This is a genomic window from Pseudomonas sp. TMB3-21, assembly GCF_054898145.1.
In genome coordinates this window covers 2,655,479-2,681,346 of record NZ_CM142718.1, presented here as the reverse complement: position 1 = coordinate 2,681,346, position 25,868 = coordinate 2,655,479, and the positions used below count along the sequence as shown (strand labels likewise).

Here is a 25,868-nt window from a genome sequence, read left to right as displayed (position 1 = left end):
TCGTTCTACCTCAGCTTCAGGGTGGCAAGGCCAACCAGTACGAGAATGACGGTGATGATCCAGAAACGGACGATCACACGCGGCTCGGGCCAGCCCTTGAGTTCAAAATGGTGATGAATCGGTGCCATGCGGAACACGCGGCGACCGGTCAGCTTGAAGGAAGCAACCTGAATGACGACTGACAGGGTTTCCATTACGAACACGCCGCCCATAATGAACAGGACGATTTCCTGGCGAACGATGACCGCGATCGTGCCCAAGGCCGCGCCCAGCGCCAGTGCGCCGACATCGCCCATGAAGACTTGCGCCGGGTAAGTGTTGAACCAGAGAAAGCCCAGGCCTGCGCCGATCAGCGCACCGCAGAAAACGATCAGCTCGCCCGCGCCCGGGACATACGGGATCAGCAGGTATTCGGCGAATTTCACGTTACCGGACAGGTAGCAGAAAATCCCCAGACCGCCGCCCACCATCACGGTCGGCATGATCGCCAGGCCGTCGAGGCCGTCAGTCAGGTTGACCGCGTTGCTCGAGCCGACAATCACGAAGTAGGTCAGCACCACAAAACCGACGCCCAGCGGAATGCTGTAGTCCTTGAGCATCGGCAGGATCAGGGTGGTTTCCACCGCCGAAGGAGCCGTCATATAAAGGAAGATCGCGGCGCCCAAACCGAACACCGATTGCCAGAAATACTTCCAGCGGCTCGGGAGGCCGCGGGAGTTCTTCTCGATCACCTTGCGATAGTCATCGACCCAGCCGATGGCGCCAAACAGCAAAGTCACCAGCAACACGGTCCAGACGTAACGGTTGCTCAGGTCGGCCCAAAGCAAGGTGCTGACGCCGATGGACGACAGGATCAGCGCGCCGCCCATGGTCGGCGTGCCCGATTTGGACAGGTGCGATTGCGGACCATCGTTGCGAACAGACTGGCCGATCTGACGGTTCTGCAGGGTGCGGATCATCCACGGGCCGTAGCACAGCGACAAGACCAGCGCGGTCAGCACACCGAGAATCCCGCGCAGGGTCAGGTACTGAAAGACCGCGAAGCCTTTGTGGAACTGTTGCAGATACTCCGCTAGCAGCAGCAGCATTAATGTTTCTCCAGACTGGACCCGCACAAAGCGGCGACGACGTTTTCCATCGCAGCGCTGCGCGAGCCCTTGATCAAAATGGTGGTATTGGTGTCTTGCTCGGCTTTCAGGGCTTTGATCAGTTCAGCCTGCGTGGCGAAGTGACGAGCCTGTTCACCAAAAGCGTTCACGGCGTGGACCATCATGGGTCCGACGGCATACAGCGCGGATACCTTGCCGTGGGCGTATTCGCCCACGTCGCGGTGGCCCTGTTCAGCCCAGTCGCCCAATTCGCCGATATCCCCGAGCACCAGGACGGTGCGGCCGGAAAAGCCGGCGAGTATATCAACGGCGGCGCACATGGACGTCGGGTTGGCGTTGTAAGTGTCATCGATCACGCGCATGCCATTGCTGGCCAGCTGCGCGACGGTGCGGCCCTTGACCGGTTGCACCGCGCCGAGTCCGGTGGCGATGCCGAACAGCGACACGCCCAAGGCATGCGCGGCAGCGGCTGCGGCCAAGGCGTTGGCAACGTTATGGGTGCCGAGCAGGTTGAGTTGAACGCGCTCCACACCTTCAGGACTGTGCAGATTGAATGCCGGGCAGCCGCGAGCGTCGCGGTCCAGGTCACTGGCGTAAAAGTCGGCGCTGACATTGCTCAGGGCAAATGTCAGCACTTGGCGACCGGCTGCGCGGGTCTTCCAGATGTCGAATGCCTTGTCGTCCAGATTGAGCACGGCGACGCCATCGGCCGCCAGTCCTTCAATGATCTCGCCTTTGGCTTCAACGATTTTGTCCGGGCCGCCGAATTCGCCGACATGGGCAGTCCCGGCATTGTTAAGCACGGCCACGTGCGGTTTGGTCATGGCCACGGTGTAGGCGATTTCGCCGAGGCGCGATGCACCGAGCTCGATCACGGCGGCAGTGTGTTCCGGCGCCAGTTCGAGCAAGGTGAGCGGTACGCCGAGGTCGTTGTTCAGGTTGCCACGGGTGGCCAGCACCGGGCCACGCGTGCGCAGAATGCTCGCGAGCATTTCCTTGACCGTAGTCTTGCCGCTGGAACCAGTGATTGCCGCAACCGGGCTGGTGAAGGCCGAGCGGTTCATCGCACCCAACTGGCCCAGAGCCATACGGGTATCCTTGACCAATAGTTGCGGCAGCGTGCTGTCGGCGACTTCACGCTCGACCAGCGCTGCGACCGCGCCTTTGCTCGCCACGTCGTTCAGATAGTCATGACCATCGAAGCGCGGGCCGGTCAGTGCAATAAACAGTTGGCCGGCAACGATCGCGCGGCTGTCGATGCTGACGCCATTGAACGTGGCGTCATCGGCAACCAGGCGAGCATTCAATGCGCCGGTCAATTCGCTCAGCTGCAAAGCCTTAAGCATGAGCCACCTCCCATGCGGTCAAGGCTCGATCGGCCTCGACCAGATCGGAAAAGGCCTGACGCTGGCCATTGATTTCCTGGTAGTCCTCATGGCCTTTGCCGGCCAGCACGATCACGTCGTCCGCCGACGCGCTGGCAATCAGCTTGGCAATCGCCGCCCCACGGCCAGCGACGAAATCGACTTTATCCACAGCGTTGAAACCGGTGCGGATGTCGTCAAAGATCGCGGCCGGGTCTTCCGTGCGCGGGTTGTCATCGGTCACCAATACACCGTCGGCCAGACGCTCGACCACTTCAGCCATCAGCGGTCGCTTGCCGCGATCGCGATCGCCGCCGCAACCGAACAGGCACAGTAACCGGCCCTTGGCGTGAGGGCGCAGAGCCATCAATACTTTTTCCAGCGCATCCGGGGTATGGGCGTAATCGACCACCACCAAAGGCTGAGTGCCGCCGCCGAGACGCTGCATGCGACCGGCCGGGCCTTCGAGTTTTGGCAGCACTTTGAGAATTTCGTCCAGCGCGTAATCCAGACCGAGCAAGGCGCCAATCGCCGCCAGCACGTTGCTCAGGTTGAAACGACCGAGCAAGGTGCTGCGCAAATGATGCTGGCCTTGAGGGGTCACCAACGTGGCGCGCACGCCTTCGTCATCGAACTGTGCGTCGCGGCAATACAGATAAGCGCTGCTGTCTTCGAGGCTGTACGTGATCAGGCGCGATTCGCGCTTGTCGGCGGCCAACTGCCGGCCGAACGCGTCGTCGAGGTTGACCACGCGGCATTTCAAATCATTCCAGGCAAACAGCTTGGCCTTGGCTTCGCCATAAGCCGCCATGGTCCCGTGATAGTCCAGATGATCACGGGACAGGTTGGTCATTACGGCCACATCGAACGCCAGCGCAGTGACGCGACCTTGATCCAGACCATGGGAGGACACTTCCATCGCCACGGCTTTGGCGCCGGCCTTTTTCAGGTCGGCAAGGGTCGCTTGCACGGCGATCGGGTTAGGCGTGGTGTGCAGGCCGCTTTCCAGTGCGCCGTAGAAACCGGTGCCCAGCGTGCCGACAATGCCGCAATGCTGGCCAAGCAAATCCAGTGCTTGCGCAACCAGCTGCGTAACGCTGGTTTTGCCGTTGGTGCCGGTCACACCGACCAGATTCAGATGGCGGCTCGGATCACCATAGAAACGCCCAGCGATGTCGGACAGCTGCGCGGCCAGGCCTTTCACCGGAATCAACGGCACATCGGTGATCGGCAGCACGGTCGCGCCTTCGACTTCATAAGCCACGGCGGCAGCCCCGCGCTGCAACGCATCGACGATATGCGCACGACCATCGAACTTGCCGCCAGGGACGGCAAGAAACAGGTCACCGGCGCGCACGTTGCGACTGTCCAGGGTCAGCTCGCGGATCAACAGATCGCGACCGGCGTGGGCGAAAATCTTGTTCAGACTCAGAGACATCAGCCGCGCCCTCCATTGGCTTTCAGTGGAACGACCGGTGCTGCATTGGCCTGTTGCACAGGCGGCAGGTTGTCCGGCGTGATGTTCATCAGACGCAAGGTCCCGGACATCACTTTGCTAAATACCGGTGCGGACACCAGACCACCGTAGTAACCGGCCTTGGTCGGCTCATCGATCACCACTACGATGGCGTAGCGCGGATCGCTCATCGGGCCGAACCCGGCGAACAGCGAACGGTAGGAATTCTCGGCGTAGCCTTTAGTGCCAACCGACGTCTTGCGCGCAGTACCCGATTTGCCGCCGACGTGATAAGCCGGCACCTGTGCACGGAACACACCGCGCGGCGCTTCGATCACTTGTTGCAGCATGGTCTGCATGGTTTTGGCCACGGCTTCAGGCAGCACTTCAGTGGATTGCGGAATCTTGTCGGTTTTGATCAATGTCAACGGTGCGAGGCGACCGTTGTTGGCCAGCGCCGAGAATGCATGCACCAACTGAATCGCGGTCACGGAAATCCCGTAGCCGTAAGACAGCGTGGCCGTTTCAGCCTTGCGCCACTCGCGGTAATTCGGCAGGTTGCCGACGCGTTCACCAGGGAAACCGAGACCGGTGTCCTGGCCGAGGCCGACTTTTTGCGCGAGACGGAAAATGGTTTCCCCGCCGATATCGAACGCGACCTTACTCATGCCGACGTTACTGGAATTGATCAGAATACCGGTCAGGTCAAGCACCGGCCCTTCACTTTTCGACACGTCCTTGATGGTGTATTTGCCAATCTGCAAAGTACCCGGGTAAACGTCGACCGTGTCAGTAGGTTTCCAGCGGCCGGTTTCGATCGCGGCGCTCATGGAGATCGCTTTCATGGTCGAGCCCGGCTCGAACACGTCGATCATCGCGCGGTTACGCATCATCGCCGGCTGCAGGTTGCGACGGTTATTCGGGTTGTAGGTCGGCTGGTTGACCATGGCGAGAATCTCGCCAGTCTTGACGTCCATGATCACCAGGCTGCCAGCCTTGGCACCGTTCTCGATGATCGCGTTACGCAGTTCGCGGTTCGCCAGGTATTGCAGGCGCAGGTCAATCGACAACGCCAAGGGCTTACCGGCCTTGGCGTTTTTGGTGACCTGCACATCTTTAATGAGTCGACCGCGCCGATCCTTGATGACCTGGCGTTTGCCGGGCACGCCGGCAAGCCATTCGTCATAGGCCAACTCGACGCCTTCGCGCCCATGATCGTCGATGTCGGTAAATCCGACCATGTGCGCGGTCACTTCACCCGCTGGGTAGAAACGCCGAAATTCTTCAATGCCGTAAACGCCCGGCACTTTCAGATCAAGCACCGCCTGGCCCTGCTCGGGGGTAAGTCCGCGTACCAGATAAATGAATTCTTTGTTGGCCTGCGCCAGAAGGCGCTCGGACAGGGCTTTTGGGTCCTGCCCCAATGCCGCCGCGAGGGCTGGCCATTTTTCTTTGGCCTGCTGCATCTCCTTGGCGTTGGCCCACAGGGTGGTGACCGGAGTACTCACGGCCAACGGCTCGCCATTACGGTCGGTGATCAGACCACGGTGAGCCGGAATCGGAATATGACGCACGCTGCGCGCATCGCCCTGGCCTTTGAGGAAGGCGCGGTCGACCACTTGCAAGTCGATGATGCGCCAGCAGATCGCCGCGACCATCACGCCGAGCAAACCCACCACCAGGCGAAACCGCCATGGGAACAGTGCGCCTTCGAGTTTCATCATGGCGCCACCATCTGCACTTCAGCGGCGCCGGGAATGCGCATATTCAATTGCTCGGTGGCCAGTACTTCGATGCGGCTGTGCGCGGTCCAGGTGCTCTGTTCGAGAATCAACCGGCCCCACTCCGCCTGCGCTTTGTCGCGCACGCTCAATTCGCTGTATAGCGAGTTCAACAGCTGACGATTCCAGTGCGCGCTATACGCCACGCCGATCGCCGAAACGAGCACGCCGACGAACAACAGCAGCATGAAAAAGCTTCCGCCTGGGAGTGGCTTGGCGAACAACTTGCTCACCGCAACTTCTCCGCGACGCGCATGACGGCGCTACGGGAACGTGGGTTGGCTTTGAGTTCGGCCTCGGAGGCGGACTGCGCTTTGCCATGGACTTTGATTTTCGGCTCAAAGGCGACGTGACGAACCGGCAGATTGCGCGGCAGGTTGTCGGCTTCACCTTTCACCAGTTTGCGCATGAACAATTTGACGATGCGGTCTTCCAGCGAGTGGAAGCTGATGACCACCAGACGGCTGCCGATTTCCAGGCAGTCCATTGCAGCTTCGAGGCCTGCTTCCAGATCGCCGAGCTCATTGTTGACGTGGATGCGCAGACCCTGGAACGCGCGGGTGGCCGGGTTCTTGCCCTTTTCCCACGCAGGGTTGGCAACTTTGAGCACTTCGGCCAGATCGCCGGTGCGCTCAAAAGGCTTGATGTCGCGACGTTCGGCAACGGCACGGGCCATGCGCCCGGAGAAACGTTCTTCGCCGTATTCCTTGAACACCCGGGCGATTTCTTCCACCGGTGCGGTGTTGACGAACTCGGCAGCGCTGATGCCACGGGACGGGTCCATGCGCATATCCAGCGGGCCGTCGTTGAGAAAACTGAAGCCGCGCTCAGGGTCATCGAGCTGCGGCGACGACACGCCGAGATCCAGCAAAATACCGCTGACCTTTCCGGCAAGACCGCGCTCGGCCACTTCCGAACCCAGCTCGGCAAAGCTGCGCTGCACAACGACAAAGCGGCCGTCTTCGGCCGCTAGCGTTTGCCCGGTGGCAATCGCTTGAGGATCCTTGTCGAATCCAAGCAACCGACCATCGGGACCGAGCTGGCTGAGGATCAGCCGGCTGTGTCCGCCGCGCCCGAACGTGCCGTCCAGATAGCAGCCATCAGGACGTACGGCGAGAGCCTCGACGGCTTCGTCAAGCAGTACGGTGATGTGGTTAAAGCCGCTATCAATAGTCACAGGATCAAATCACGCAGTTCATCAGGCATGGCGCCTGGTTGTTGTATGGCAGCCAGGTCAGCGGCAGAAACCGCATCCCAGGCATCTTCGTCCCACAATTGGAACTTGTTCAGTTGGCCTACCAGCATCGCGCGCTTATCCAGCTTGGCGTATTCGCGCAAACGCGGTGGAACCAGAAAACGACCACTGCCATCGAGCTCGAGGTCGACGGCATTACCAATCAATAAACGTTGCAGGCGACGGTTCTCTTCGCGAAGCGAAGGCAGTGCGCGCAGTTTGGTTTCGATAATTTCCCACTCATCGAGGGGGTAAACGCACAAACATGGATCAACGGCATCAATCGTCACGATTAGCTGACCGGAACTACGCGAAACGAGCTCGTCACGGTACCGGCTCGGCATAGCGAGACGGCCCTTTGCATCGAGACTGATTGCGTTGGCTCCGCGAAACACGTCAGCGTTTCTCCAAATATTAGCGTTTTACGTTCAAAAAACCCACTTCATGCCACTTTCCGCCACTTGCGCACACTATAGGAATGCGGCTACCGCACCGTCAAGGCGCGGATAGAAGGAAAAGCCTTATAGAACTGAGATTTAGCAGCGTATTAGGAGAGGTAACGACATTCTGACGGGCAAATCGGAGCAATAACTTGAGTCAGCACGGGAAGCTGCACTCAGAAGTTAAAGTAGTTTGTGAAGTGTAAGATTTTTTCGGTATTACAAAGGCGCTTCTGCTAGTGATTCAGCAGGGAGGGGAGTAGCCACTACGCACATCGCTGCAACTGATTGAAGCAGAGAAGAAAAAAGGTGGAGAGTCGATCTGTAAGCCGGGTTCTGTCTTGAACAGTCATTCGTCTACGATGGCCATCACTGGACATCTTTAGCAACCTACCCGGTCCCAGCGCGGGCCACGCCTTGGGACCCTATTTGGTCTTGCTCCAAGTGGGGTTTACCTAGCCACGAACTGTTGCCAGACGTGCGGTGCGCTCTTACCGCACCTTTTCACCCTTACCGGCGCCGAAGCGCTTAGGCGGTTATTTTCTGTGGCACTTTCCGTAGGCTCACGCCTCCCAGGCATTACCTGGCACTTCGCCCTATGGAGCCCGGACTTTCCTCCCCCCCCTAATTTTCATAGAAGGCAGCGACTGTCCGATCGACTCTCCGCCGCGAAGGTTAACGGCAGAGCGGCTGAAGAACAAGCGCTAAACGCCTTGGGACATGGCGGCACGTCGGGATTTTATTCGCCCTTCTGTTTATCCAGCGCGACCTGATAGAGAACATTCTTACGCTCACCGGTAATTTGTGCCGCCAGTGCAGCCGCGCGTTTGAGCGGCATTTCCTCAAGCAGAAGATCAAGGATGCGCATGGCTTCGCTACTGACAGCGTCTTCAGTTTCCGGCTGCGACCAGCCCGCCACCAGCACTACGCACTCGCCGCGCTGCTGATTGCTGTCCGACTCGACGAACTCGCGTAATTGCGTCAGAGGCAAGCCTTTAAGCGTTTCAAAGGTTTTGGTCAGTTCGCGTGCCAGCAATGCCGGGCGCTCCGGACCAAACACCAACTCCATGTCTTGCAGGCACTCGAGGATACGGTGCGGCGCTTCGTAGAAAATAAGCGTGCGCGGCTCCTCCTTGACCAGCTCAAGGCGCGCGCGGCGACCCACTGCCTTGGCCGGCAAAAAGCCTTCGAAGATGAATCGGTCCGACGGCAGACCGGCGGCAGACAACGCCGCAATCAATGCACAGGCGCCCGGCACCGGAACGACGTTGATGCCCGCCGCGCGTGCCTGGCGCACCAGGTGATAGCCCGGATCGGAAATCAGTGGCGTGCCGGCGTCCGAGATCAACGCCACATCGTCGCCTGCCAGCAAGCGCGTGATGAAGCGACTGCCTTCGTCTCGCTCATTGTGCTCATGACAGGCTGCCAGCGGCGTCGGAATACCAAAATGTTGCATCAGGCGCTGAGAGTGACGGGTGTCTTCGGCAGCGATCAACGCCACGTCGCGCAGGATTTTCAGCGCACGGGCACTGATGTCGTCCAGGTTGCCAATGGGCGTCGCCACCACATAAAGCGAGCCAGCAGCGGAATTCAAAGCACCTGGAGCAGTCAAAGCGCACACCTCATGATCGGTAAAAGCCGACATTGTAGCGCGTCGCGACTATTGCGATACCTGCAAGCAAGCCTCGTCTTTGCAGCCTTTTATGCGGCGCTGCAACATTTGCACGAGCTAAATTGCTCGATTCACGCCACTAACATCGCGCCCCGGCCAGTGCTTGGGTACACTTCCACGCTAATTTGATCGAGTATCGGGAACACTACATGATCGCTTGCCTGCGGCTGTTCACTGCCCTCTGCCTCGCTGCGTTGCTGGCGGCCTGCGCCAGCTCGCCCTCCTCCAGCCTTGGCGAACTTCCACGGACCCCGGATGCCAGCATCGAGCAGCTGCTCGATCAGGCGGCTAAGGCCAAGACGCCAGAGCAGGCTGCTCTGTTGCGTCTGAGCGCTGCCGACCTGGCCTTCCGCCAGGGCGACGCCGGCCAGTCGGCACAAATCCTCCAGCAGGTGCCCGTCGACCAGCTCAAACCCGGCCCGCAGGTTTTCGCCAGTACGCTGGCGGCGGAACTGGCAATGGCGCGCAATCAGCCGAAAGCGGCGCTGACTGCACTGACCCATCCGAGCCTGCAGCACTTATCGGAATTGTCAGCCGAGCAGCAGGTTCGCACCGGCACCGTCCGCGCCCGCGCACTCGAAGCCGACGGCCAGACACTGGCTGCCGCGAAGGAGCGCATCTTCATCGCACCGATGCTGGAAGGCGAAGCCGCCGGCAAAAACCACGAGGCGATCTGGACCTTGATCGCTTCGCTGCCGGCCGACCAGTTGCAGCCGACCACTGCCGATGACCTTGGCGGCTGGATGAGCCTGGCACTGGCGGTGAAAACCGCCGGCACACTGGAGCAGCAGCAAGCAGCGATTGACGCATGGCGCGCTCAGAACCCCAAGCACCCGGCTGCCATCCAGCTGCCGCTGCCATTGACTCAACTCAAAGAACTCGCCAGCCAGCCGCTGACCAAGATTGCGCTGCTGTTGCCGCAAGAAGGCCCGCTGGCTTCGGTCGGTCGCGCTCTACGCGAAGGCTTCATGGCGGCGCACTATCAGGCTCAGCAAGCCGGCCAGAAGCCGCCAGCCATTGAGTTCTACGACAGCTCGCGCCTCACTTCACTCGACGAGTTCTATCGCAAGGCTCAGGCGGACGGCGTGCAAATGGTCGTCGGCCCGCTGGAAAAGCCGCTGGTCAAACAGCTCAGCGCTCGCCCGCAATTGCCGATCACCACACTGGCGCTCAACTACAGCGAAGGCGAACAAGGTCCGGCACAGCTGTTCCAGTTTGGTCTCGCCGCTGAAGACGAAGCCCGCGAAGTCTCCCGTCGCGCTCGCGCCGATGGCTTGCATCGCGCCGCAATCATGGTACCCAAGGGTGAATGGGGCGATCGCGTGATGAAAGCGTTCAGCCAGGACTGGCAAGCCAACGGCGGCAGCATCGTTGCCACCGAACGTGTCGATCAGCCGGTGCAACTGGCCCAGCAGATTGCTGACATGTTCCAGCTGCGCCAGAGCGAAGGTCGCGCCAAGAGCCTGCAAAGCACTGTCGGTTCTCAGGTCGCGGCCCAACCGTCGCGGCGCCAGGACATCGAATTCATTTTCCTCGCCGCTACGCCCCAACAGGCTCAGCAGATCAAGCCAACGCTGAATTTCCAATACGCGGGTGACGTGCCGGTTTACGCGACATCCCACGTGTTCAGCGCCAGTGGTGACCAGAATCAGTACAACGACATGAATGGCGTGCGCTTCTGCGAAACGCCGTGGTTGCTTGATTCCACCGATCCGTTGCGCCAGCAGGTCACTGCTCAATGGCCGCAAGCTGCCGGCAGCCTCGGACGCTTGTATGCCATGGGCGTTGATGCCTACCGCCTGGCGCCACGCCTGGGACAACTGAAGACCCTGCCGGACAGCCGCATCGAAGGCCAATCGGGCAGCCTCGGCATGACCCAGACCCAACGTGTGGTTCGCCAGTTGCCATGGGCGCAGTTCGTTAATGGTCAGGTTCAACGCCTGCCGGATACGCCACGCTGATGCCTGACCGGTCACGCCAGCAAAGCGGTAAAGATGCCGAGCGCCATGCGCTCGGGCATCTGCAACAACAGGGTCTGAGCCTGCTGGCGCAGAACTGGTTGTGCAAACGCGGCGAGCTTGATCTGGTCATGCTTGATGGCGATACAGTAGTATTCGTCGAGGTCCGCTACAGGAAGAACACTCAATGGGGTGGCGCGCTCGACAGCGTTGATGCGCGCAAACGGCAAAAACTGATTTTCGCCGCGCAGTATTTTCTTCAGCGCGAATCGCGTTGGGCCAACTCCCCCTGCCGTTTTGACGTGGTTGCCATCGACAGCAGCCTCGATCAGTTGAACTGGCTGCAAAATGCCTTCGACAGCTGATCGCACGCGCTCCGAACCGTGCACTTTCACCCTACACTTTTGCTCTTTGCTTTGCGGGCTGCACATTCATGTGCCAGGTAGCCGCGCTAATTAAGGTCACACAGATGGACATGCAATCGCGAATTCGCCAGCTCTTTCAGGCCAGTATCGACACCAAGCAACAGGCGATGGAAGTACTTGCACCGCACATCGAGCAAGCCAGCCAGGTCATGGTCAACGCCCTGCTCAATGAGGGCAAGATGCTGTCCTGCGGCAACGGCGGCTCAGCCGGCGACGCCCAGCATTTTTCCTCCGAGCTGCTCAATCGTTTCGAGCGCGAACGCCCGAGCCTGCCAGCCATTGCGCTGACCACCGACAGTTCGACGATCACCTCGATCGCCAACGATTACAGCTATAACGAAATCTTCTCCAAACAGATTCGCGCCCTTGGCCAACCAGGCGATGTGTTGCTGGCGATTTCCACCAGCGGCAACTCGGCGAACATAATTCAAGCGATCCAGGCCGCACATGATCGCGAAATGATTGTCGTAGCAATGACCGGTCGTGATGGTGGCGGCATGGCGTCCCTGCTATTGCCTGAGGACGTCGAAATTCGCGTACCGGCCAACGTCACCGCACGTATTCAGGAAGTCCACCTGCTGGCGATCCATTGCCTTTGCGATTTGATCGACAGCCAATTGTTCGGGAGTGAAGAATGACCCCTAATCGCCTAGGCCTGATGGCCTTGACCCTGTGCCTCGGCATCAGCGGGTGCACCTCGGTGGTTAACGCCAGCCGCGAAGCGCCGATTGATGACGACCGTGGCACACGCACTTTCGGCAGCAAAATCGATGATTCGCTGATCGAAACCAAAGCCGGCGTGAACATCGCCAAGGCTGACCCCGCCCTGGACGACGATTCGCATATCGTCGTCACCAGCTTCAACGGCGTGGTACTCCTGGCCGGGCAGACACCCCGCGCAGACCTGAAAGCCAAGGCCGAACAGGCTGCGGCTTCGGTGCAACGGGTGAAGAAGGTCCACAACGAGCTGCAAGTGTTGCCGCCCTCCGGTTTCCTGGCTCGCCAGAACGACACCTGGCTGACTTCCAAGATCAAGACGCAGATGCTCACCGATGCGAGCATTCCAGGCTCGCGAATCAAGGTTGTCACTGAGAATGGCATCGTTTATCTGCTTGGCCTGCTGACCAAGCAGGAAGCTGCGCAAGCGACCAATCTGGTACAAGGGGTTTCTGGCGTGCAGAAGATTGTGAAGTTGTTTGAGTACATCGACTGACAGTTGCTGATGGCATCTACTCACCATCGCCCGTGGAACCGTAGGAGCCACGAGCAAGCAAAGCTGCGATCTTTTGACCTTTGTCGAACACATGATCAAAAGATCGCAGCCTCGCTTCACTCGACAGCTCATACGTTTGAAGGTGGTGAAACAATAAAAAAGGCGATCCATTCGGATCGCCTTTTTTATTACTTCACCACCTTCAAACTGGGTCGACCGCTGGGACGCGGAGGCTCGCTGTCGGGTGGTGGGATATCATCATCCGGCTCAATCTCATCCTCGCCATCCATAGGCGACTCCAGATCAAACACCATGCCCTGGCCATTCTCCCGGGCGTAAATGCCCAGGATCGATGCGATAGGCACGTATAAAGTATGCGGCACACCGCCAAAGCGACCTTCGAAGCTGACCGCTTCGTTGTCCATGTGCAGATGACGCACGGCGGCTGGCGATACATTCAGGACAATCTGTCCGTCATTGGCGAAACCTTGCGGCACCTGCACCGACGGGTATTCGGAATTGACCAGCATGTGCGGGGTGCAATCGTTATCCACAATCCACTCGTAGAGCGCGCGGACCAGATAAGGTCGACTGGAGTTCATAGCGGCTCCTTAAGCCTTAGCGCATATCGCGTTCGACACCAGACAGACTCGCCTGGAAAGCCTCACGCGCAAACGAGCGCTCCATGTAATCAAGCAACGGCTTGGCAGGCCGCGGCAGTTCAATACCCATGATCGGCAAGCGCCAGAGTATGGGTAATAGGCAGCAATCCACGAGGCTTTGTTCCTCACTGAGGAAAAACGGCTTGTCCGCGAACAATTGCGAAACACCAGCCAGGCTCTCACGCAGCTCTTTTCGAGCCACTACACGGGCAGCTTCCTTGGATCGCGAATCCAGAATCAGATCCACCAGGCCACACCAGTCACGCTGGATTCGATGAATCAGCAGACGGCTATTGGCGCGCGCCACTGGGTAAACCGGCAGTAATGGCGGGTGCGGGTAACGCTCATCCAGATATTCCATCACCACGGTCGACTCCCACAACGCCAGGTCACGATCGACCAGTGTGGGCAGGCTGCCGTAAGGGTTCACCTCAATCAGTTTAGGCGGCTGACGACCAGCCTCCACATAAATGATCTCGGCGCTGACACCCTTCTCTGCAAGTACAATACGCACTCGGTGGGAATAGTGGTCGGCGGGGTCGGAGTAACAGGCCAACCGATTGGTCACGCCCATGGCGGTCCTCCTCGCTTGTAAAAATTATCGGGAGCGGAAAAACGAGCGCGCCCAGAGGGCGCCTCCCCGTAACGCCTGGCTCACCAGGCTCGTTACACGTTCAGAGACGCCCTTGGGCGCGCGCGATTAACAGCAATTGCTTGAATCTTAATCAGTGCACATCTTTCCAGTATTCACGCTTGAGCAAGTATGCGAATACGAAGAAGAACGCCAGGTACAACAAGACGTAGGTACCAATGCGCTGATGCTGCAGCTTAACCGGGTTAGCCGAGTAAGCGAGGAAGGTTACCAGATTCTTGACCTTCTCATCGAACTGCTCTTCGGTCAGCGCGCCGCTTTTCGGCACGATGGTCAACTGATCGCACGCTTCATGCGTCAAAGGCGTACCGGTCAGCGGATCATATTGCTTCTTGCCGTCTTCGACGATCTGCACCTGTTTGCATCCGACCACCTGACGACCTTGCAAAGGCGCAAGGACGTTAGGCATACCGACGTTCGGGAAAACCTTGTTGTTCACGCCCCAAGGGCGCGTCGGGTCCTCGTAGAACGCTTTCAGGTAACCGTAGAGCCAATCAGTGCCACGAACACGTGCAACCAGGGTGAGATCGGGCGGCGCCGCACCGAACCAGGTCTTGGCGTCAGCAGGCTGCATGCCGATGTTCATGTGGTCGCCAATCTTGGCACCGGTGAAAACCAGGTTCGACAGCATCAGATCGTGAGGAATGCCCAGATCGTCGGCAACGCGTTCATAGCGCTGGAACTTGGCGCTGTGGCAGCCCATGCAATAGTTGGCGAACGTACGCGCGCCATCCTGCATGGCAGCCTGGTCGGAAACGTCGATGTCGACTTTTTCCAGCTCCGGACCACCTTCTGCAGCGGCGAACGACAGTGCTGGCAGAGCAGCAAAAATCAGTACAGCAAATAGCTTTTTCATCAGCCAGTCACCCTTTCCGGAACCGGTTTGGTCTTCTCGAGCCTGGTGTAGAACGGCATCAGAATGAAGTAGGCGAAGTACAGGAAAGTACAGACCTGCGACAGCAGCGTACGACCCGGAGTCGGTGACAGAACACCCAGCACGCCGAGGATCACGAACGAGATGCAGAACACCCACAACCAGATCTTGCTCATCCAGCCTTTGTAGCGCATCGACTTGACCGGGCTGCGGTCGAGCCACGGCAGGACAAACAGGACAGCAATGGCCGCGCCCATGGCGATGACGCCCAGGAGCTTGTCCGGCACCGCCCGCAGAATTGCGTAGAACGGTGTGAAGTACCAGACCGGAGCGATGTGCTCAGGGGTCTTGAAGGCGTTCGCCACTTCGAAGTTCGGCTTCTCCAGGAAGTAACCGCCCATTTCCGGGAAGAAAAACACGATCGAGCAGAAGATGAAGAGGAACACCACCACGCCGACGATATCTTTCACGGTGTAGTACGGGTGGAAGGCGATGCCGTCCAGTGGAATACCGTTTTCGTCCTTGTGTTTCTTGATGTCGACGCCATCCGGGTTGTTCGAACCCACTTCGTGCAGCGCCAGGATGTGCACCACCACCAAGCCGAGAATAACGATTGGCAGTGCGACCACATGCAAGGCAAAGAAGCGGTTCAGCGTGATCCCCGAAATCAGGTAGTCACCACGAATCCACTGCGTCAGGTCGTCACCGATGACCGGGATCGCACCGAACAGCGAGATGATGACCTGGGCGCCCCAGTAGGACATCTGGCCCCACGGCAGCAAATACCCCATGAACGCTTCAGCCATCAGCGCCAGGTAGATCAGCATGCCGAAGACCCATACCAGCTCGCGCGGTTTCTGGTAGGAACCGTATAGCAAGCCGCGGAACATGTGCAGGTAAACCACGATAAAAAACATCGATGCGCCGACTGCGTGCAGCATACGCAGGATCGACCCGTGCTCGACGTCGCGCATGATGTATTCGACCGACGCGAAGGCTTCTTCGGCCGACGGGGTGTAGCTCATGGTCAGCCAGACACCGGTGACGATCTGGTTGACCAGAACGAGCAGCGCGAGCGAACCAAAAAAATAGAAGAAGTTGAAGTTCTTCGGGGCGTAATACTTGCTGAGGTGGTCTTCCCACATTTTGGTCGCGGGAAAGCGCGCATCAACCCAATCCATGAACTTGCTCATCACGCTTTCTCCGTATCGACGCCGACGACAATGATGTCATCAGTCTCATAGGAATGCGGGGGAACTGGCAGGTTCAAAGGCGCAGGTTGCGACTTGTAGACGCGACCAGCCAGATCGTAGTGGGAACCGTGGCACGGGCAGAAATAACCACCTACCCAGTCTTTGCCCAGATCAGCAGGTGCCACTTCAGGACGGAAAGTCGGCGAGCAACCCAGGTGAGTGCAGATACCGATCAGCAGCAGAACTTCTGGCTTGATCGAACGCGTCTCCGGGTCGACATAAGTCGGTTGTGTCGAGTTCTTGGAGGTTGGGTCAGACAGCTGGCCCTCGATCTTTTTCAGATTCCCCAGGATTTCCTCGGTACGGCGGACGATGAATACCGGCTGACCACGCCATTCAGCAATCATTTGCTGACCTGGCTCGATTTTGCTGACATTCACCTTCACCGGTGCACCTGCAGCTTTCGCTTTGGCACTGGGAAACCATGACCCCACGAACGGGACCGCAGCCCCCACCGCTCCTGCAGCACCCACCACGGATGTGGCTGCTACCAAGAAGCGACGCCGGCCTGCATTCACGCCGTCATTGCTCATTCAGTCCTCTCCCATCAGCTTTGTGGCCTGTTAAATCAGGCGTCTACTAAATTAAAACTATGTACTTATAAAAATTTTGCCGAATGGTAATGAAAAGCCCCAATCCTGACAAGGTAATTACCGAAGGGCTCCACTGCCGAGCCTTGCAGTATAGGGCCTCTGCGTCTGTGGCAAGTTGTCACAGCGCAATTCTTTGATAAATCGCGCCCATAAAAAAACGCCCTGCTTCGCGAGGAAGCAGGGCGTTCTTTTTGAACGAGAAAGCGAATTAACGCTTCGAGTACTGCGGACGCTTACGCGCTTTACGCAGACCGACTTTCTTACGTTCAACTTCACGAGCATCGCGAGTAACGAAGCCAGCTTTGCGCAGAGCGCCACGCAGGGTTTCGTCGTACTGCATCAGTGCGCGAGTGATACCGTGGCGGATTGCGCCAGCTTGACCACTTACACCACCGCCGATCACGGTGACGTAGATGTCGAACTTCTCGACAGTCTCAGTCAATTCCAGCGGCTGACGAACTACCATGCGGGCAGTTTCGCGGCCGAAGAAATTATCCAGCGAACGGTTGTTGATGGAGATGTTACCAGTACCCGGACGCAGGAAAACGCGTGCGGTTGCGGTCTTGCGACGGCCAGTGCCGTAATTTTGAGTCGCCGACATAATGAACTATTCCGTTAAAACTTCAGTTCTTGGGGCTGCTGAGCAGTATGAGGGTGTACAGCGCCCGCATAGACTTTCAGCTTACGATACATGTCGCGACCCAGCGGGTTCTTAGGCAGCATGCCTTTGACCGCGGTCTCGATCACGCGCTCAGGGGCTTTGGCGATCAGCTTTTCAAAGTTGATCGACTTGATGCCGCCCGGGAAACCGGAGTGGGAGTAGTAGATTTTGTCGGTGGTTTTAGCACCGGTTACACGAATCTGCTCGGCGTTGATAACGACGATGTAATCGCCGGTGTCAACGTGAGGAGTGTACTCAGCTTTATGCTTGCCACGCAGACGGCTCGCGATTTCGGTGGCCAGACGACCCAGGGTCTGACCTGCAGCGTCGACGACAAACCAGTCGCGCTGTACTGTTTCCGGTTTAGCAGTAAAAGTTTTCATTCTTTATAGCCTCAGGGGCCGCCCTGTAAATTAGACGGCGGATCTTACTGAATAGTGCGTACTTTGACAAGTCAAAGGCAGCCGGATACAGACGCTTTCGGGGGCTCGGGTCGGCGCGTCCGTTCAACGGCAAGATTCTTCGGCGGCGGCGCATCACTTCCACTGCAGAAAGAGGTGCGCAATTATGCAGATTGCGAAAAATATTTCAACCTGCTTTTATGATTGTTTTGCCCAAGGAGCATCCGATGGACTATCGCCAGCTAGGCCGAACCGATCTGAACGTGAGTGCACTGTGCCTCGGGACCATGACCTGGGGTGAGCAAAACAGCGAGGCTGAAGCCTTCGCCCAGATTGAAAGGGCCAAAAGCGCCGGGATCAATTTCATCGATACTGCCGAGATGTATCCGGTGCCGCCCAAGGCCGAAACCTACGCCACCACCGAACGCTACATCGGCAATTATTTCAAAAGTCGGGGTGATCGTACCGACTGGATCCTCGCCAGCAAGATCGCGGGCCCCGGCAATACGATCGATTACATCCGCGACAAAAACCTGCGCCACAACCGTCAGCACATCACCGAAGCTGTGGACGCCAGTCTCAAGCGCCTGCAGACCGACTACATCGATCTTTATCAATTGCATTGGCCGGAGCGCAGCACCAACTTCTTCGGGCAGTTGGGCTACAAACACAAGTCCGAGGCCAACCTGACACCGCTGGAGGACACCCTCGAAGCGCTGGACGAACAGGTCCGGGCCGGCAAGATCCGCCACATCGGCCTGTCCAACGAGACGCCGTGGGGCACCATGCGTTTCCTCGCGCTGGCTGAAGCCCGCGGCTGGCCGCGTGCGGTATCGATCCAGAATCCGTACAACCTGCTCAACCGCAGCTTCGAAGTCGGTCTGGCAGAAATCGCTATTCGCGAACAGTGTGGCCTGCTGGCTTATTCGCCGCTGGCGTTTGGTTTCCTGTCAGGGAAATACGAAGGCGGCGCGCGTCCACCTAAAGGTCGACTGAGCTTGTACAGCCGCTTCAGCCGTTATTTCAATGCGCAGTCGGAAGCGGCGTGCAGCCGATATGTGGCGCTGGCGCGAGAGCATGGTCTGGACCCGGCACAAATGGCATTGGCGTTTGTCACGCAGCAGCCGTTCGTCACCAGCAATATCATTGGCGCGACGACGCTAGAGCAGCTGGACAGCAACATCGCCAGCTTCGATTTGAAACTGTCCGATGAGGTGCTTGAGGGAATTGAGGCGATCCACAAAGACCACCCCAATCCTGCGCCTTGATTGATTCATAGATCCAATCGCGAGCAGGCTCGCTCCCACAGTTGATTGGTGTTGATCCACACCCTTGTGATCAACCCAGAACCCAAGTGGGAGCGAGCCTGCTCGCGATGGCGACCTGACAGTCACCACAGCATCAAAGCGAGCGCGCAATAATCTCCTTCATGATCTCGTTAGTCCCCGCATAAATCCGTTGCACCCGCGCATCCGCCCACGCGCGGGCAATCGGGTATTCCCACATGAAGCCATAGCCGCCATGCAACTGCACGCACTCGTCGAGCACCTTGCATTGCAGGTCAGTGCCCCAGTATTTGGCCATTGCCGCCGTCGGCACATCCAGCTTGCCCTGCAGGTGAAGCTCCAGGCAGCGGTCAACGAAAACCCGGCCGATCTGAATTTCGGTCGCCATCTCCGCGAGTTTGAAGCGGGTGTTCTGAAAGTCCGCAATCGCCTTGCCGAAAGCTTTGCGTTCACGGGTGTAATCCAGCGTCCATTGCAGCGCCGCTTCGGCGGATGCGAGGCCGCCGATGGCGACTGTCAGACGCTCCTGCGGCAATTCCTGCATCAGGTAGGCAAACCCCATCCCGGCCTGCCCCAGCAGGTTTTCCTTGGGCACGCGAACGTCCTGGAAGAACAGCTCGGAGGTGTCCTGTGCTTTCATCCCGACTTTTTCCAGGCGTTTGCCTTTGTCGAAACCGGGCGTGTTCGCCTCCACCAGAAAAAGACTGGTGCCCTTCGCGCCCGCCTTCGGATCGGTCTTGGCGACAACGATCACCAGGTCCGCGAGAAAACCATTGGTGATAAACGTTTTCGAACCGTTGATCACGTATTCGTCGCCATCGAGCACGGCAGTGGTCTTCACCCCTTGCAGGTCGGAACCGGCGCCCGGCTCGGTCATCGCAATCGCGGTGACCATCTCGCCCGACACCAGTTTTGGCAGGTATTTGTGTTTCAGCGCTTCACTGCCGTAATGCAGGATGTAAGGCGCGACAATATCCGAATGCAGGGAGAATCCGATCCCGGTCAGGCCCAGACGGCCGACCTCTTCAATTACCACCGTGCTGTACAGGAAGTCGGCACCCAGCCCACCGTATTCTTCGGGCAAGTGCGAGCAGAGCATCCCCGCCTCCCCTGCCTTGTTCCACAGGGCACGGTCGATGAAACCTTGTTTTTCCCATTGCCCATGAAAGGGCACGGCTTCTTTCTCGAGGAACGTTCGCACGCTGTCACGAAAAAGTTCGTGCTCGGAACTGAACAAGGTTCTGGGGATCATGCGGCACCTGTCGTTATTGTTAGAGAGTTAGCCTCCAGAGACTAAGCCTCGCCTGCGCTACAGGACACTGGACACATCAGACAAAAAATAAGACGATCCAGCCGTCTGGTGACCACTTTCCCCTATAAGAATAAAGTTGAATTATGTCTAACCAAGCCTCCACGCCTTTACGGCGCGTCAGCATCCTCGCGATCGACCGCGTTTTCGCTTCCACTCTCATGCAAGCCAAGGATTTCTTCCATCTGGCCAGCCTGCGCTACGGCAAACAACTGGGCCACGGCCTGACACCAGCGTTCGAAACGCGGCTGGTCAGCCCCGACGGCAAACCGGTCAACAGCTTCAGCGATGTGATCATGCCGGTAGACGGCGCTCTGGAAAATGCCGATATCATCATTCTCCCGGCGTTCTGGGACGATTTTGAAACGTTGAGCAGACGCTATCCGCAGATCTTGCCGTGGCTGCGCCAGCAACATGCTCGCGGCGCAGTTCTATGCGCAGAGGCCACCGGCGTGTTCTGGCTGGCCGAGGCCGGCCTGCTCGACGGTAAGGAAGCGACCACCTACTGGCGTTTCTTCAACGCATTCGCCGAGCGCTTCCCCAAGGTTTATCTCAATCAGGACAAGCACCTGACCGATGCAGACAACCTGTACTGCGCCGGCGGCACTACGTCGGCGTGCGACCTTTACATTTATCTGATCGAGCGGTTCTGCGGCGCCAACATCGCTCAAGCGGTGGCGCGCGATATTCTTTACGAAGTCCAGCGCAACTATGCGCCCGGGCGGATCGGTTTTGGCGGACAAAAACTGCATCAGGACTTGATCATCCTGCAGATTCAGCACTGGCTCGAAGAGCACTTCGCCGACAAGTTTCGTTTCGAAGATGTCGCCCGCGAACATGGCATGAGCATCCGCAATTTCATGCGCCGCTTCCAGACCGCCACCGGCGACAAGCCGCTGCACTACCTGCAACGCCTGCGCATCGAAACCGCCAAAGGCTTGCTGTCAGGCAGTCGCAAAAGCATCAAGACCATCAGTTATGAAGTCGGTTATGACGATGCGAGCTTCTTTGCGCGGTTGTTCCGCCAGCACACGGATTTGTCGCCGAATCAGTATCGGCAACAGTTTCAGCGGGCTGCTTGAACGCGCCCGCATTACCCGATGTGGGAGCAAGCGCGCTCCCACATTGTTCGGCGCTGTGCCCGAATCGGTTATTTTCCCACGCCAGAAAACGAATTCTGAGCCCCCTCCCGGTCCTTTTGACTGCTAGTCGCTGAGCGCTGAAGTCTTCAACATCTTCCTGCCAACACCATCAGGGAAGATGAACAATGACCATCGGATCAAGCTATAACTACCCCGCACACGTCGCCAAAAATGCACGAAAAAAGCGTTCGCCACACACTCCGTGGGCGGGCCGATTCCCCAATCCGCCAGACCTGTGCTTCGACTATCGCGCGTTGGTTGAACAGGAAAACGGCATCGCCAAAGCAACCGACCCACACCACAGAATCTGCATCATTGGCGCCGGCGTGACCGGCCTGACGGCTGCCAGAGAGCTGCATCGCTGCGGATTCACCCGCATCACCCTCATCGAGCAATCGACCCGTATCGGCGGCAGGCACTTGACTGTGCCGGGCAGTCGCAACTCCGAGGCGAGCCACACGCCGTTCGAGATGGGCGCCATGCGCATGCCTTTTTTCAACCGCGCAGACGAGTCACCGACCGAGGGCCGCTCGTTGATGGCTTACTACGCTAAAGCCTTCGATCTGGCGTTTACGGACTTTGCCAACCCCGGCAGCCAGTTCGTCACTTCTACCGGTATCTACCTGCGCGAGGGCAGCATGGGCGGTGCAGAGACGCCGCAGATGTTGATCTGGAAGAATGACGACGGCAACACCGCGCCACCCGGTGACGAATTGCGGGCAGTGCATACCAAGTGGAAGGCCTTTGCCGACCGCATGACGCGGCACGTTGCGCAGGTTTATGACAGCCCGGAATGGGAAGGCATGTGGGCGGCCATTGTCGAGAAATACCACAATGTTTCGTTTCGGGACCTGGTCAGCATGCCGGTCCTGAACGCCTGGACGGAAACCGCTCCCGGCGATTTCGGCGGGATGGGCATGACCGCCAGGGAATCCGCCACTTTCTACGCCATCGGCATTGGCGATGGCAGCTGGGGGGCGTTCTATGATGTCTGCTCGCTTTACCCACTGCGCACGGCCATCTTCGGTTTTAGCAGTCAGTTGCAACTGATCCAGGGCCGGGTCGACGCGAACGGCGATCCGTTAACGGACTGCCCTCACTTGAAAAGCAAGGCCGTGTTTGATTCGACCGGGCTGAGGTTCGACCAGCCTCGCTACCTTGGTCTTGCCGCGCTGGACGAATGCCTGCTGTTCCTGAAGCCTGCTGAAACGGAAAAATCCTTATACGAACACTGCCTCGAACGGCCGAAAGGCTTGCTGACGGATTCGTCCGTCACCAAGATCAGAAAGCTCGGTAATCAGCAAACCCGTGTGTATTACAACTGGAAACACAGCCAGCCGGAGCACGCCCAGGAACACTACGAAGACTTCGATTCGGTCATCTTGACCCTGCCTTCCTGGCTGATCGAAACCCGCATCAAGCTGGAAAATTTTACCCCGCAGATGCTGCCTTTCGAGACGATCCATGCCTATAAGACAGCGCACTGGGAAACCAGCTGCAAAGTCTTCGCACCGCTGAAAAAATCGTTTCTGTCCGGGAACAGCAAAATCCCCCAGGCCATCGTCACGGACAGCTTCATCCACGATGTCTACACCTACCGCTACAACGACAAATACAGTTATGACTGCATTTTGCTGAGCTACACGTGGGAGGACGACGCGACCAAACTTGCCACCTTCAGCGACAAGGAACTGGTGACCCGCTGCGCCGACGAGCTGGACCGGATCCTGCTCAAATCAGCCAACATTCAGCAACGGATTTCGCCCTATATAGGACTGGAGCAAGCCGTGGTTCAGCGCTGGATCACCGATAAAAATGCCCTTGGCTGTGCAAAGTTGTATCGCCCTGGCGCCTATTACGACGCGGTGAGCCTGATGAAATACAACCGCGAGTTCGCTCACGTTTCAGGCCTGTACTTATCCGGCGAATCGTTCTCCGTTGACGCTGGGTGGACCGAGCCTTGTTTCCGGGGTGCGGTCGATGCGGTCATCCATATCTGCAACAAAACCGCAGCAACTTTCAATGGTGGCTTCTCAATGGCCGACTACCCGCATTACGCCGTTGCAACCTGAAGTCCCGGGCCAGAGGCCTGTCTGGCGTCTGAATCCTGCCATCTTGTACTGCCAAGCCCAGGCTCGGCCAATACAGTTTGGGACATGGACTACACGCTAAACGGAAGCGGCTGACTTACTCGCCCATACCGATTCGACTCTTATGAACACGCAATTCAACAGCGTGAATAACAATAAAAAGAGGTCATTCGGTATGAGCGAAGCAATCAGCCCTGTTCGTGTAGCAGTTGTGCAATTCGATCCACAGGTCGGCATGCAAAACCGGGACGCGAATGTGCGTCAGAGCCTGGATCTGGCTCGTGAGGCAGCGTTGGGCGGGGCGAATCTGATCGTCCTGCCGGAGCTGTCCAGCAGCGGATACTTCTTCAAAAATCGTCAGGACGCGTTTGACCATGCTGAGGGTGTTCCCGATGGAACGAGCGTGCGGGCGTGGATGAATTTTGCCCGCGAGCACCAGGTTTATCTGGTGGCCGGCCTGACCGAGCGCGATGGCATGCAGCTGTTCAACACCGGTGTGCTGGTGGGTCCTGACGGTTTCATCGGCAAGTACCGCAAAGCGCATTTGTGGAACCTGGAAAAGCTGTGGTTCACACCGGGTGATCTGGGTTTCCCGGTGTTCGATACGCCCATCGGCCGCATTGGTCTGCTGATCTGCTGGGACATCTGGTTTCCGGAGGTGCCGCGCATCCTCAGCCAGCAAGGCGCGGACATCATCTGCAGCCTGAACAACTGGGTCTGGACACCACCGCCGCTGTTCGATGAGGCGGGCAAATGCATGGCTTCGTACCTGACCATGACCGCTGCACACGTCAATAATGTGTTTATCGCGGCCGCAAGCCGAATCGGCGAAGAACGAGGCGCCCGTTACCTGGGCTGTTCATTGATCGCCGGCACCAACGGCTGGCCGATCGGAGCCGTGGCATCAGCCGATCAGCAGGAAATCCTGTTCGCCGATATCGACCTGACCAGCTCCCGCAGCGCGCCGATCTGGAACAGCTTGAACGATCTGCATCGCGATCGCCGCACCGACCTCTACGATCCGATGCTGGGGTACCTTCAGCACCCTTGCCTGCCGCGCTGACCGGAGGCGATGACTGATGGAATCCTCGACCCAAAAACAGACACAGAGCCGCCAGGTCACGCGATCAACGCTGGATATCGCCATTGTTTTGCTGGTACTCGGCGCGGCGCTGTCGATCATCTGGCTGTCATTCACTCACCGCGAGTCCTGGTCCGCCCACTGGCCGGATTACGCGCACATGGTCTCGAGCCTGCCCGATCCCGGCGCGTGGTTGCGCTGGGTCATCGGTGACATCAGCGAGGTCGCGTTCTACAAACACGAGTTCGCCTCGATCGGATTGTTGGCCGGTGCCTATCTCGCGTATTGGGCAAACCGCACGGGCAAAGTCTGGCAAGGTTTCAGCATTTGTTACGGCACCGGCTTATGGCCCTGGCTGATCACCAGCTCATTGCTGGGCCTGCTGCTGAGCAATGCGTTATGGGGCTGGACCGTGACCGCCGACAGTTGGCAACCAACTTTCGCCGCCTTTGTTTCCTTGCCGGCGGCGATGGTGCTGATGTTCGGCGCGGGCTGGAAGGTCACGATCAATGGCGCAATCATGGGTGCACTGCTGGTCACACCGATGTGCCTGCTGATCGTCAACTACGTGTGCGTGCCGCTCGGTTTGCCGGTGGTCATTGGCAACGTTACGGGCATGGCCGTCGCCAGCGTCGTGGCCTTTTTGCTCTGCCGTTATCTGCCGAGCCTGGTGAAATCCGAGCAGTCACGCAAACCGCAGGAGCCGCCACCCGCAGTTGGCAAGGCGCCCGATTACGGCGTCGTCTGGAGCCTGCGTCGGGTGTTGGCAGACTTTTCCGAAGCGCCGTTTTTCGGCAACGAATGGGCCAGCCTCGGCCTGATCGCTGGCGCCTTGCTGGCCTTCACCCTGAATCCGCTGAGCCCGGCGTACGGATCAGGCCTGCTGCCGCAACTGATCGGCGCGCAGGCGCTGACTTCGGCAATAGGAGTGGTCATTTGGCGTAAGCAGTGGATCCGGCTCGGCTGGTACCCCACTTACGTTCCGCTGGTATCCGTGGTGCCGGCCGCAGTGCTGACGTACGGCGGCACCTGGCCGGTGATTGTCTCGAGCGCTGTGCTGGGCGCACTGATTGCGCCGCCGCTGGCCTGGGCCTTCGCCAAGCGCTTGCCGCCAGACATGCACGGCTTTATCGGCAATGTCCTGTCGATGGCGATGAGCACCGTGCTGATCATTCCATTGGTCGGCTGGTTGACGAGCAACTGATAGAGGCC

At 58.5% G+C, this 25,868-nt stretch carries 25 protein-coding genes and 1 other RNA gene; 9 read left to right on the top strand and 17 right to left on the bottom strand.

Annotated features, from left to right (window positions below; all coding sequences use genetic code 11):
* Positions 1-5 precede the first annotated feature (5 nt).
* The 9 genes from mraY to rsmI all read right to left on the bottom strand — a co-directional run bounded on the left by mraY (position 6) and on the right by rsmI (position 9,029).
* Positions 6-1,088 (bottom strand): phospho-N-acetylmuramoyl-pentapeptide-transferase, encoded by a 1,083-nt coding sequence (gene mraY, locus ACYZTS_RS12410; protein ID WP_028620371.1) that lies wholly within the window; start codon positions 1,086-1,088, stop codon positions 6-8.
* A complete protein-coding gene (locus ACYZTS_RS12405; RefSeq protein ID WP_028620372.1) occupies positions 1,088-2,455 on the bottom strand; it encodes a UDP-N-acetylmuramoyl-tripeptide--D-alanyl-D-alanine ligase in 1,368 nt (455 codons plus the stop codon). The genes mraY and ACYZTS_RS12405 overlap by 1 nt, the downstream gene beginning before the upstream one ends.
* Positions 2,448-3,911: a UDP-N-acetylmuramoyl-L-alanyl-D-glutamate--2,6-diaminopimelate ligase gene (locus tag ACYZTS_RS12400; protein ID WP_461996165.1), complete on the bottom strand. Its 1,464-nt coding sequence runs from the start codon at positions 3,909-3,911 to the stop codon at positions 2,448-2,450. The genes ACYZTS_RS12405 and ACYZTS_RS12400 overlap by 8 nt, the downstream gene beginning before the upstream one ends.
* Positions 3,911-5,650, bottom strand: a complete 1,740-nt coding sequence (locus ACYZTS_RS12395) for a peptidoglycan D,D-transpeptidase FtsI family protein (RefSeq protein WP_461996426.1) — start codon at positions 5,648-5,650, stop codon at positions 3,911-3,913. Before ACYZTS_RS12395 ends, ACYZTS_RS12400 begins: the two co-directional genes overlap by 1 nt.
* The gene (ftsL, locus tag ACYZTS_RS12390; RefSeq protein WP_028620375.1) at positions 5,650-5,943 is read right to left on the bottom strand and encodes a cell division protein FtsL; all 294 of its coding nucleotides are present in this window, start codon (positions 5,941-5,943) and stop codon (positions 5,650-5,652) included. Before ftsL ends, ACYZTS_RS12395 begins: the two co-directional genes overlap by 1 nt.
* Positions 5,940-6,887 (bottom strand): 16S rRNA (cytosine(1402)-N(4))-methyltransferase RsmH, encoded by a 948-nt coding sequence (rsmH, locus tag ACYZTS_RS12385; protein WP_461996163.1) that lies wholly within the window; start codon positions 6,885-6,887, stop codon positions 5,940-5,942. The genes ftsL and rsmH overlap by 4 nt, the downstream gene beginning before the upstream one ends.
* Positions 6,884-7,339, bottom strand: a complete 456-nt coding sequence (gene mraZ, locus ACYZTS_RS12380) for a division/cell wall cluster transcriptional repressor MraZ (RefSeq protein WP_008147486.1) — start codon at positions 7,337-7,339, stop codon at positions 6,884-6,886. The genes rsmH and mraZ overlap by 4 nt, the downstream gene beginning before the upstream one ends.
* 354 nt (positions 7,340-7,693) lie before the next feature.
* Positions 7,694-8,047: RNase P RNA component class A (rnpB, locus tag ACYZTS_RS12375), an RNA gene on the bottom strand.
* Positions 8,048-8,123: 76 nt separating this feature from the next.
* Positions 8,124-9,029: a 16S rRNA (cytidine(1402)-2'-O)-methyltransferase gene (gene rsmI, locus ACYZTS_RS12370; RefSeq protein WP_161781270.1), complete on the bottom strand. Its 906-nt coding sequence runs from the start codon at positions 9,027-9,029 to the stop codon at positions 8,124-8,126.
* A gap of 176 nt (positions 9,030-9,205) precedes the next feature.
* Between rsmI and ACYZTS_RS12365 the strand changes: the two genes are divergently transcribed.
* From ACYZTS_RS12365 to ACYZTS_RS12350, 4 genes are all read left to right on the top strand, one after another.
* Complete coding sequence (locus ACYZTS_RS12365) at positions 9,206-11,017, top strand: penicillin-binding protein activator (protein WP_461996161.1); 1,812 nt, start codon at positions 9,206-9,208, stop codon at positions 11,015-11,017.
* Entirely contained in the window at positions 11,017-11,379 is a 363-nt protein-coding gene (locus ACYZTS_RS12360; protein WP_461996159.1) for a YraN family protein, read from the top strand. Before ACYZTS_RS12365 ends, ACYZTS_RS12360 begins: the two co-directional genes overlap by 1 nt.
* Before the next feature lie 104 nt (positions 11,380-11,483).
* Positions 11,484-12,077: a phosphoheptose isomerase gene (locus tag ACYZTS_RS12355; protein WP_028624534.1), complete on the top strand. Its 594-nt coding sequence runs from the start codon at positions 11,484-11,486 to the stop codon at positions 12,075-12,077.
* Positions 12,074-12,652, top strand: coding sequence for a BON domain-containing protein (locus ACYZTS_RS12350; RefSeq protein WP_028624533.1), 579 nt, complete (start codon positions 12,074-12,076; stop codon positions 12,650-12,652). The genes ACYZTS_RS12355 and ACYZTS_RS12350 overlap by 4 nt, the downstream gene beginning before the upstream one ends.
* Before the next feature lie 188 nt (positions 12,653-12,840).
* On the opposite strand, the gene ACYZTS_RS12345 is transcribed toward ACYZTS_RS12350, so the two are convergent.
* The 7 genes from ACYZTS_RS12345 to rplM form a co-directional block, all read right to left on the bottom strand.
* Positions 12,841-13,254 carry a ClpXP protease specificity-enhancing factor gene (locus ACYZTS_RS12345; RefSeq protein ID WP_028624532.1) on the bottom strand — a complete coding sequence of 138 codons (414 nt, stop codon included), beginning with the start codon at positions 13,252-13,254 and terminating at the stop codon, positions 12,841-12,843.
* Between the two features lie 16 nt (positions 13,255-13,270).
* Positions 13,271-13,888, bottom strand: coding sequence for a glutathione S-transferase N-terminal domain-containing protein (locus tag ACYZTS_RS12340; protein WP_461996156.1), 618 nt, complete (start codon positions 13,886-13,888; stop codon positions 13,271-13,273).
* Between the two features lie 151 nt (positions 13,889-14,039).
* Positions 14,040-14,822 (bottom strand): cytochrome c1, encoded by a 783-nt coding sequence (locus ACYZTS_RS12335; protein ID WP_028624530.1) that lies wholly within the window; start codon positions 14,820-14,822, stop codon positions 14,040-14,042.
* Positions 14,822-16,033 (bottom strand): cytochrome b, encoded by a 1,212-nt coding sequence (locus tag ACYZTS_RS12330; protein WP_028624529.1) that lies wholly within the window; start codon positions 16,031-16,033, stop codon positions 14,822-14,824. Before ACYZTS_RS12330 ends, ACYZTS_RS12335 begins: the two co-directional genes overlap by 1 nt.
* Entirely contained in the window at positions 16,033-16,626 is a 594-nt protein-coding gene (gene petA, locus ACYZTS_RS12325) for a ubiquinol-cytochrome c reductase iron-sulfur subunit (RefSeq protein ID WP_008060255.1), read from the bottom strand. The genes ACYZTS_RS12330 and petA overlap by 1 nt, the downstream gene beginning before the upstream one ends.
* 268 nt (positions 16,627-16,894) lie before the next feature.
* On the bottom strand, positions 16,895-17,287 hold the full coding sequence (rpsI, locus tag ACYZTS_RS12320) for a 30S ribosomal protein S9 (protein WP_002555064.1): 393 nt from the start codon (positions 17,285-17,287) through the stop codon (positions 16,895-16,897).
* A 14-nt stretch (positions 17,288-17,301) separates the two neighbouring features.
* Positions 17,302-17,730: a 50S ribosomal protein L13 gene (gene rplM / locus ACYZTS_RS12315; RefSeq protein WP_007905295.1), complete on the bottom strand. Its 429-nt coding sequence runs from the start codon at positions 17,728-17,730 to the stop codon at positions 17,302-17,304.
* A 245-nt stretch (positions 17,731-17,975) separates the two neighbouring features.
* Here rplM and ACYZTS_RS12310 point away from each other — a divergent pair, with 245 nt between their 5' ends.
* The gene (locus ACYZTS_RS12310) at positions 17,976-19,016 is read left to right on the top strand and encodes an NADP(H)-dependent aldo-keto reductase (RefSeq protein WP_461996153.1); all 1,041 of its coding nucleotides are present in this window, start codon (positions 17,976-17,978) and stop codon (positions 19,014-19,016) included.
* 133 nt (positions 19,017-19,149) lie between these two features.
* On the opposite strand, the gene ACYZTS_RS12305 is transcribed toward ACYZTS_RS12310, so the two are convergent.
* Complete coding sequence (locus tag ACYZTS_RS12305) at positions 19,150-20,286, bottom strand: acyl-CoA dehydrogenase family protein (protein WP_461996151.1); 1,137 nt, start codon at positions 20,284-20,286, stop codon at positions 19,150-19,152.
* A 242-nt stretch (positions 20,287-20,528) separates the two neighbouring features.
* Between ACYZTS_RS12305 and ACYZTS_RS12300 the strand changes: the two genes are divergently transcribed.
* The 4 genes from ACYZTS_RS12300 to ACYZTS_RS12285 all read left to right on the top strand — a co-directional run bounded on the left by ACYZTS_RS12300 (position 20,529) and on the right by ACYZTS_RS12285 (position 25,860).
* Positions 20,529-21,425: a GlxA family transcriptional regulator gene (locus ACYZTS_RS12300; RefSeq protein WP_461996424.1), complete on the top strand. Its 897-nt coding sequence runs from the start codon at positions 20,529-20,531 to the stop codon at positions 21,423-21,425.
* Positions 21,426-21,610: 185 nt separating this feature from the next.
* Positions 21,611-23,557 (top strand): flavin monoamine oxidase family protein, encoded by a 1,947-nt coding sequence (locus ACYZTS_RS12295; RefSeq protein WP_461996149.1) that lies wholly within the window; start codon positions 21,611-21,613, stop codon positions 23,555-23,557.
* Between the two features lie 193 nt (positions 23,558-23,750).
* Positions 23,751-24,638 (top strand): nitrilase family protein, encoded by an 888-nt coding sequence (locus ACYZTS_RS12290; RefSeq protein ID WP_461996147.1) that lies wholly within the window; start codon positions 23,751-23,753, stop codon positions 24,636-24,638.
* Positions 24,639-24,654: 16 nt separating this feature from the next.
* The gene (locus ACYZTS_RS12285) at positions 24,655-25,860 is read left to right on the top strand and encodes a hypothetical protein (RefSeq protein ID WP_461996145.1); all 1,206 of its coding nucleotides are present in this window, start codon (positions 24,655-24,657) and stop codon (positions 25,858-25,860) included.
* Positions 25,861-25,868: the final 8 nt, after the last annotated feature.

Bases quoted from the DNA above. Each gene is read 5' to 3' on its own strand.
- ACYZTS_RS12355 (WP_028624534.1), top strand. From the start codon at position 11,484: ATGGACATGCAATCGCGAATTCGCCAGCTCTTTCAGGCCAGTATCGAC.
- rplM (WP_007905295.1), bottom strand. From the start codon at position 17,730: ATGAAAACTTTTACTGCTAAACCGGAAACAGTACAGCGCGACTGGTTT.
- ACYZTS_RS12310 (WP_461996153.1), top strand. From the start codon at position 17,976: ATGGACTATCGCCAGCTAGGCCGAACCGATCTGAACGTGAGTGCACTG.
- ACYZTS_RS12360 (WP_461996159.1), top strand. From the start codon at position 11,017: ATGCCTGACCGGTCACGCCAGCAAAGCGGTAAAGATGCCGAGCGCCAT.
- rpsI (WP_002555064.1), bottom strand. From the start codon at position 17,287: ATGTCGGCGACTCAAAATTACGGCACTGGCCGTCGCAAGACCGCAACC.
- ACYZTS_RS12285 (WP_461996145.1), top strand. From the start codon at position 24,655: ATGGAATCCTCGACCCAAAAACAGACACAGAGCCGCCAGGTCACGCGA.
- ACYZTS_RS12395 (WP_461996426.1), bottom strand. From the start codon at position 5,650: ATGAAACTCGAAGGCGCACTGTTCCCATGGCGGTTTCGCCTGGTGGTG.
- ACYZTS_RS12290 (WP_461996147.1), top strand. From the start codon at position 23,751: ATGAGCGAAGCAATCAGCCCTGTTCGTGTAGCAGTTGTGCAATTCGAT.
- ACYZTS_RS12335 (WP_028624530.1), bottom strand. From the start codon at position 14,822: ATGAAAAAGCTATTTGCTGTACTGATTTTTGCTGCTCTGCCAGCACTG.
- ACYZTS_RS12350 (WP_028624533.1), top strand. From the start codon at position 12,074: ATGACCCCTAATCGCCTAGGCCTGATGGCCTTGACCCTGTGCCTCGGC.
- petA (WP_008060255.1), bottom strand. From the start codon at position 16,626: ATGAGCAATGACGGCGTGAATGCAGGCCGGCGTCGCTTCTTGGTAGCA.
- ACYZTS_RS12405 (WP_028620372.1), bottom strand. From the start codon at position 2,455: ATGCTTAAGGCTTTGCAGCTGAGCGAATTGACCGGCGCATTGAATGCT.
- ACYZTS_RS12305 (WP_461996151.1), bottom strand. From the start codon at position 20,286: ATGATCCCCAGAACCTTGTTCAGTTCCGAGCACGAACTTTTTCGTGAC.
- ACYZTS_RS12330 (WP_028624529.1), bottom strand. From the start codon at position 16,033: ATGAGCAAGTTCATGGATTGGGTTGATGCGCGCTTTCCCGCGACCAAA.
- ACYZTS_RS12295 (WP_461996149.1), top strand. From the start codon at position 21,611: ATGACCATCGGATCAAGCTATAACTACCCCGCACACGTCGCCAAAAAT.
- rsmI (WP_161781270.1), bottom strand. From the start codon at position 9,029: ATGTCGGCTTTTACCGATCATGAGGTGTGCGCTTTGACTGCTCCAGGT.
- mraY (WP_028620371.1), bottom strand. From the start codon at position 1,088: ATGCTGCTGCTGCTAGCGGAGTATCTGCAACAGTTCCACAAAGGCTTC.
- ACYZTS_RS12345 (WP_028624532.1), bottom strand. From the start codon at position 13,254: ATGAACTCCAGTCGACCTTATCTGGTCCGCGCGCTCTACGAGTGGATT.
- ACYZTS_RS12340 (WP_461996156.1), bottom strand. From the start codon at position 13,888: ATGGGCGTGACCAATCGGTTGGCCTGTTACTCCGACCCCGCCGACCAC.
- ACYZTS_RS12365 (WP_461996161.1), top strand. From the start codon at position 9,206: ATGATCGCTTGCCTGCGGCTGTTCACTGCCCTCTGCCTCGCTGCGTTG.
- ACYZTS_RS12400 (WP_461996165.1), bottom strand. From the start codon at position 3,911: ATGTCTCTGAGTCTGAACAAGATTTTCGCCCACGCCGGTCGCGATCTG.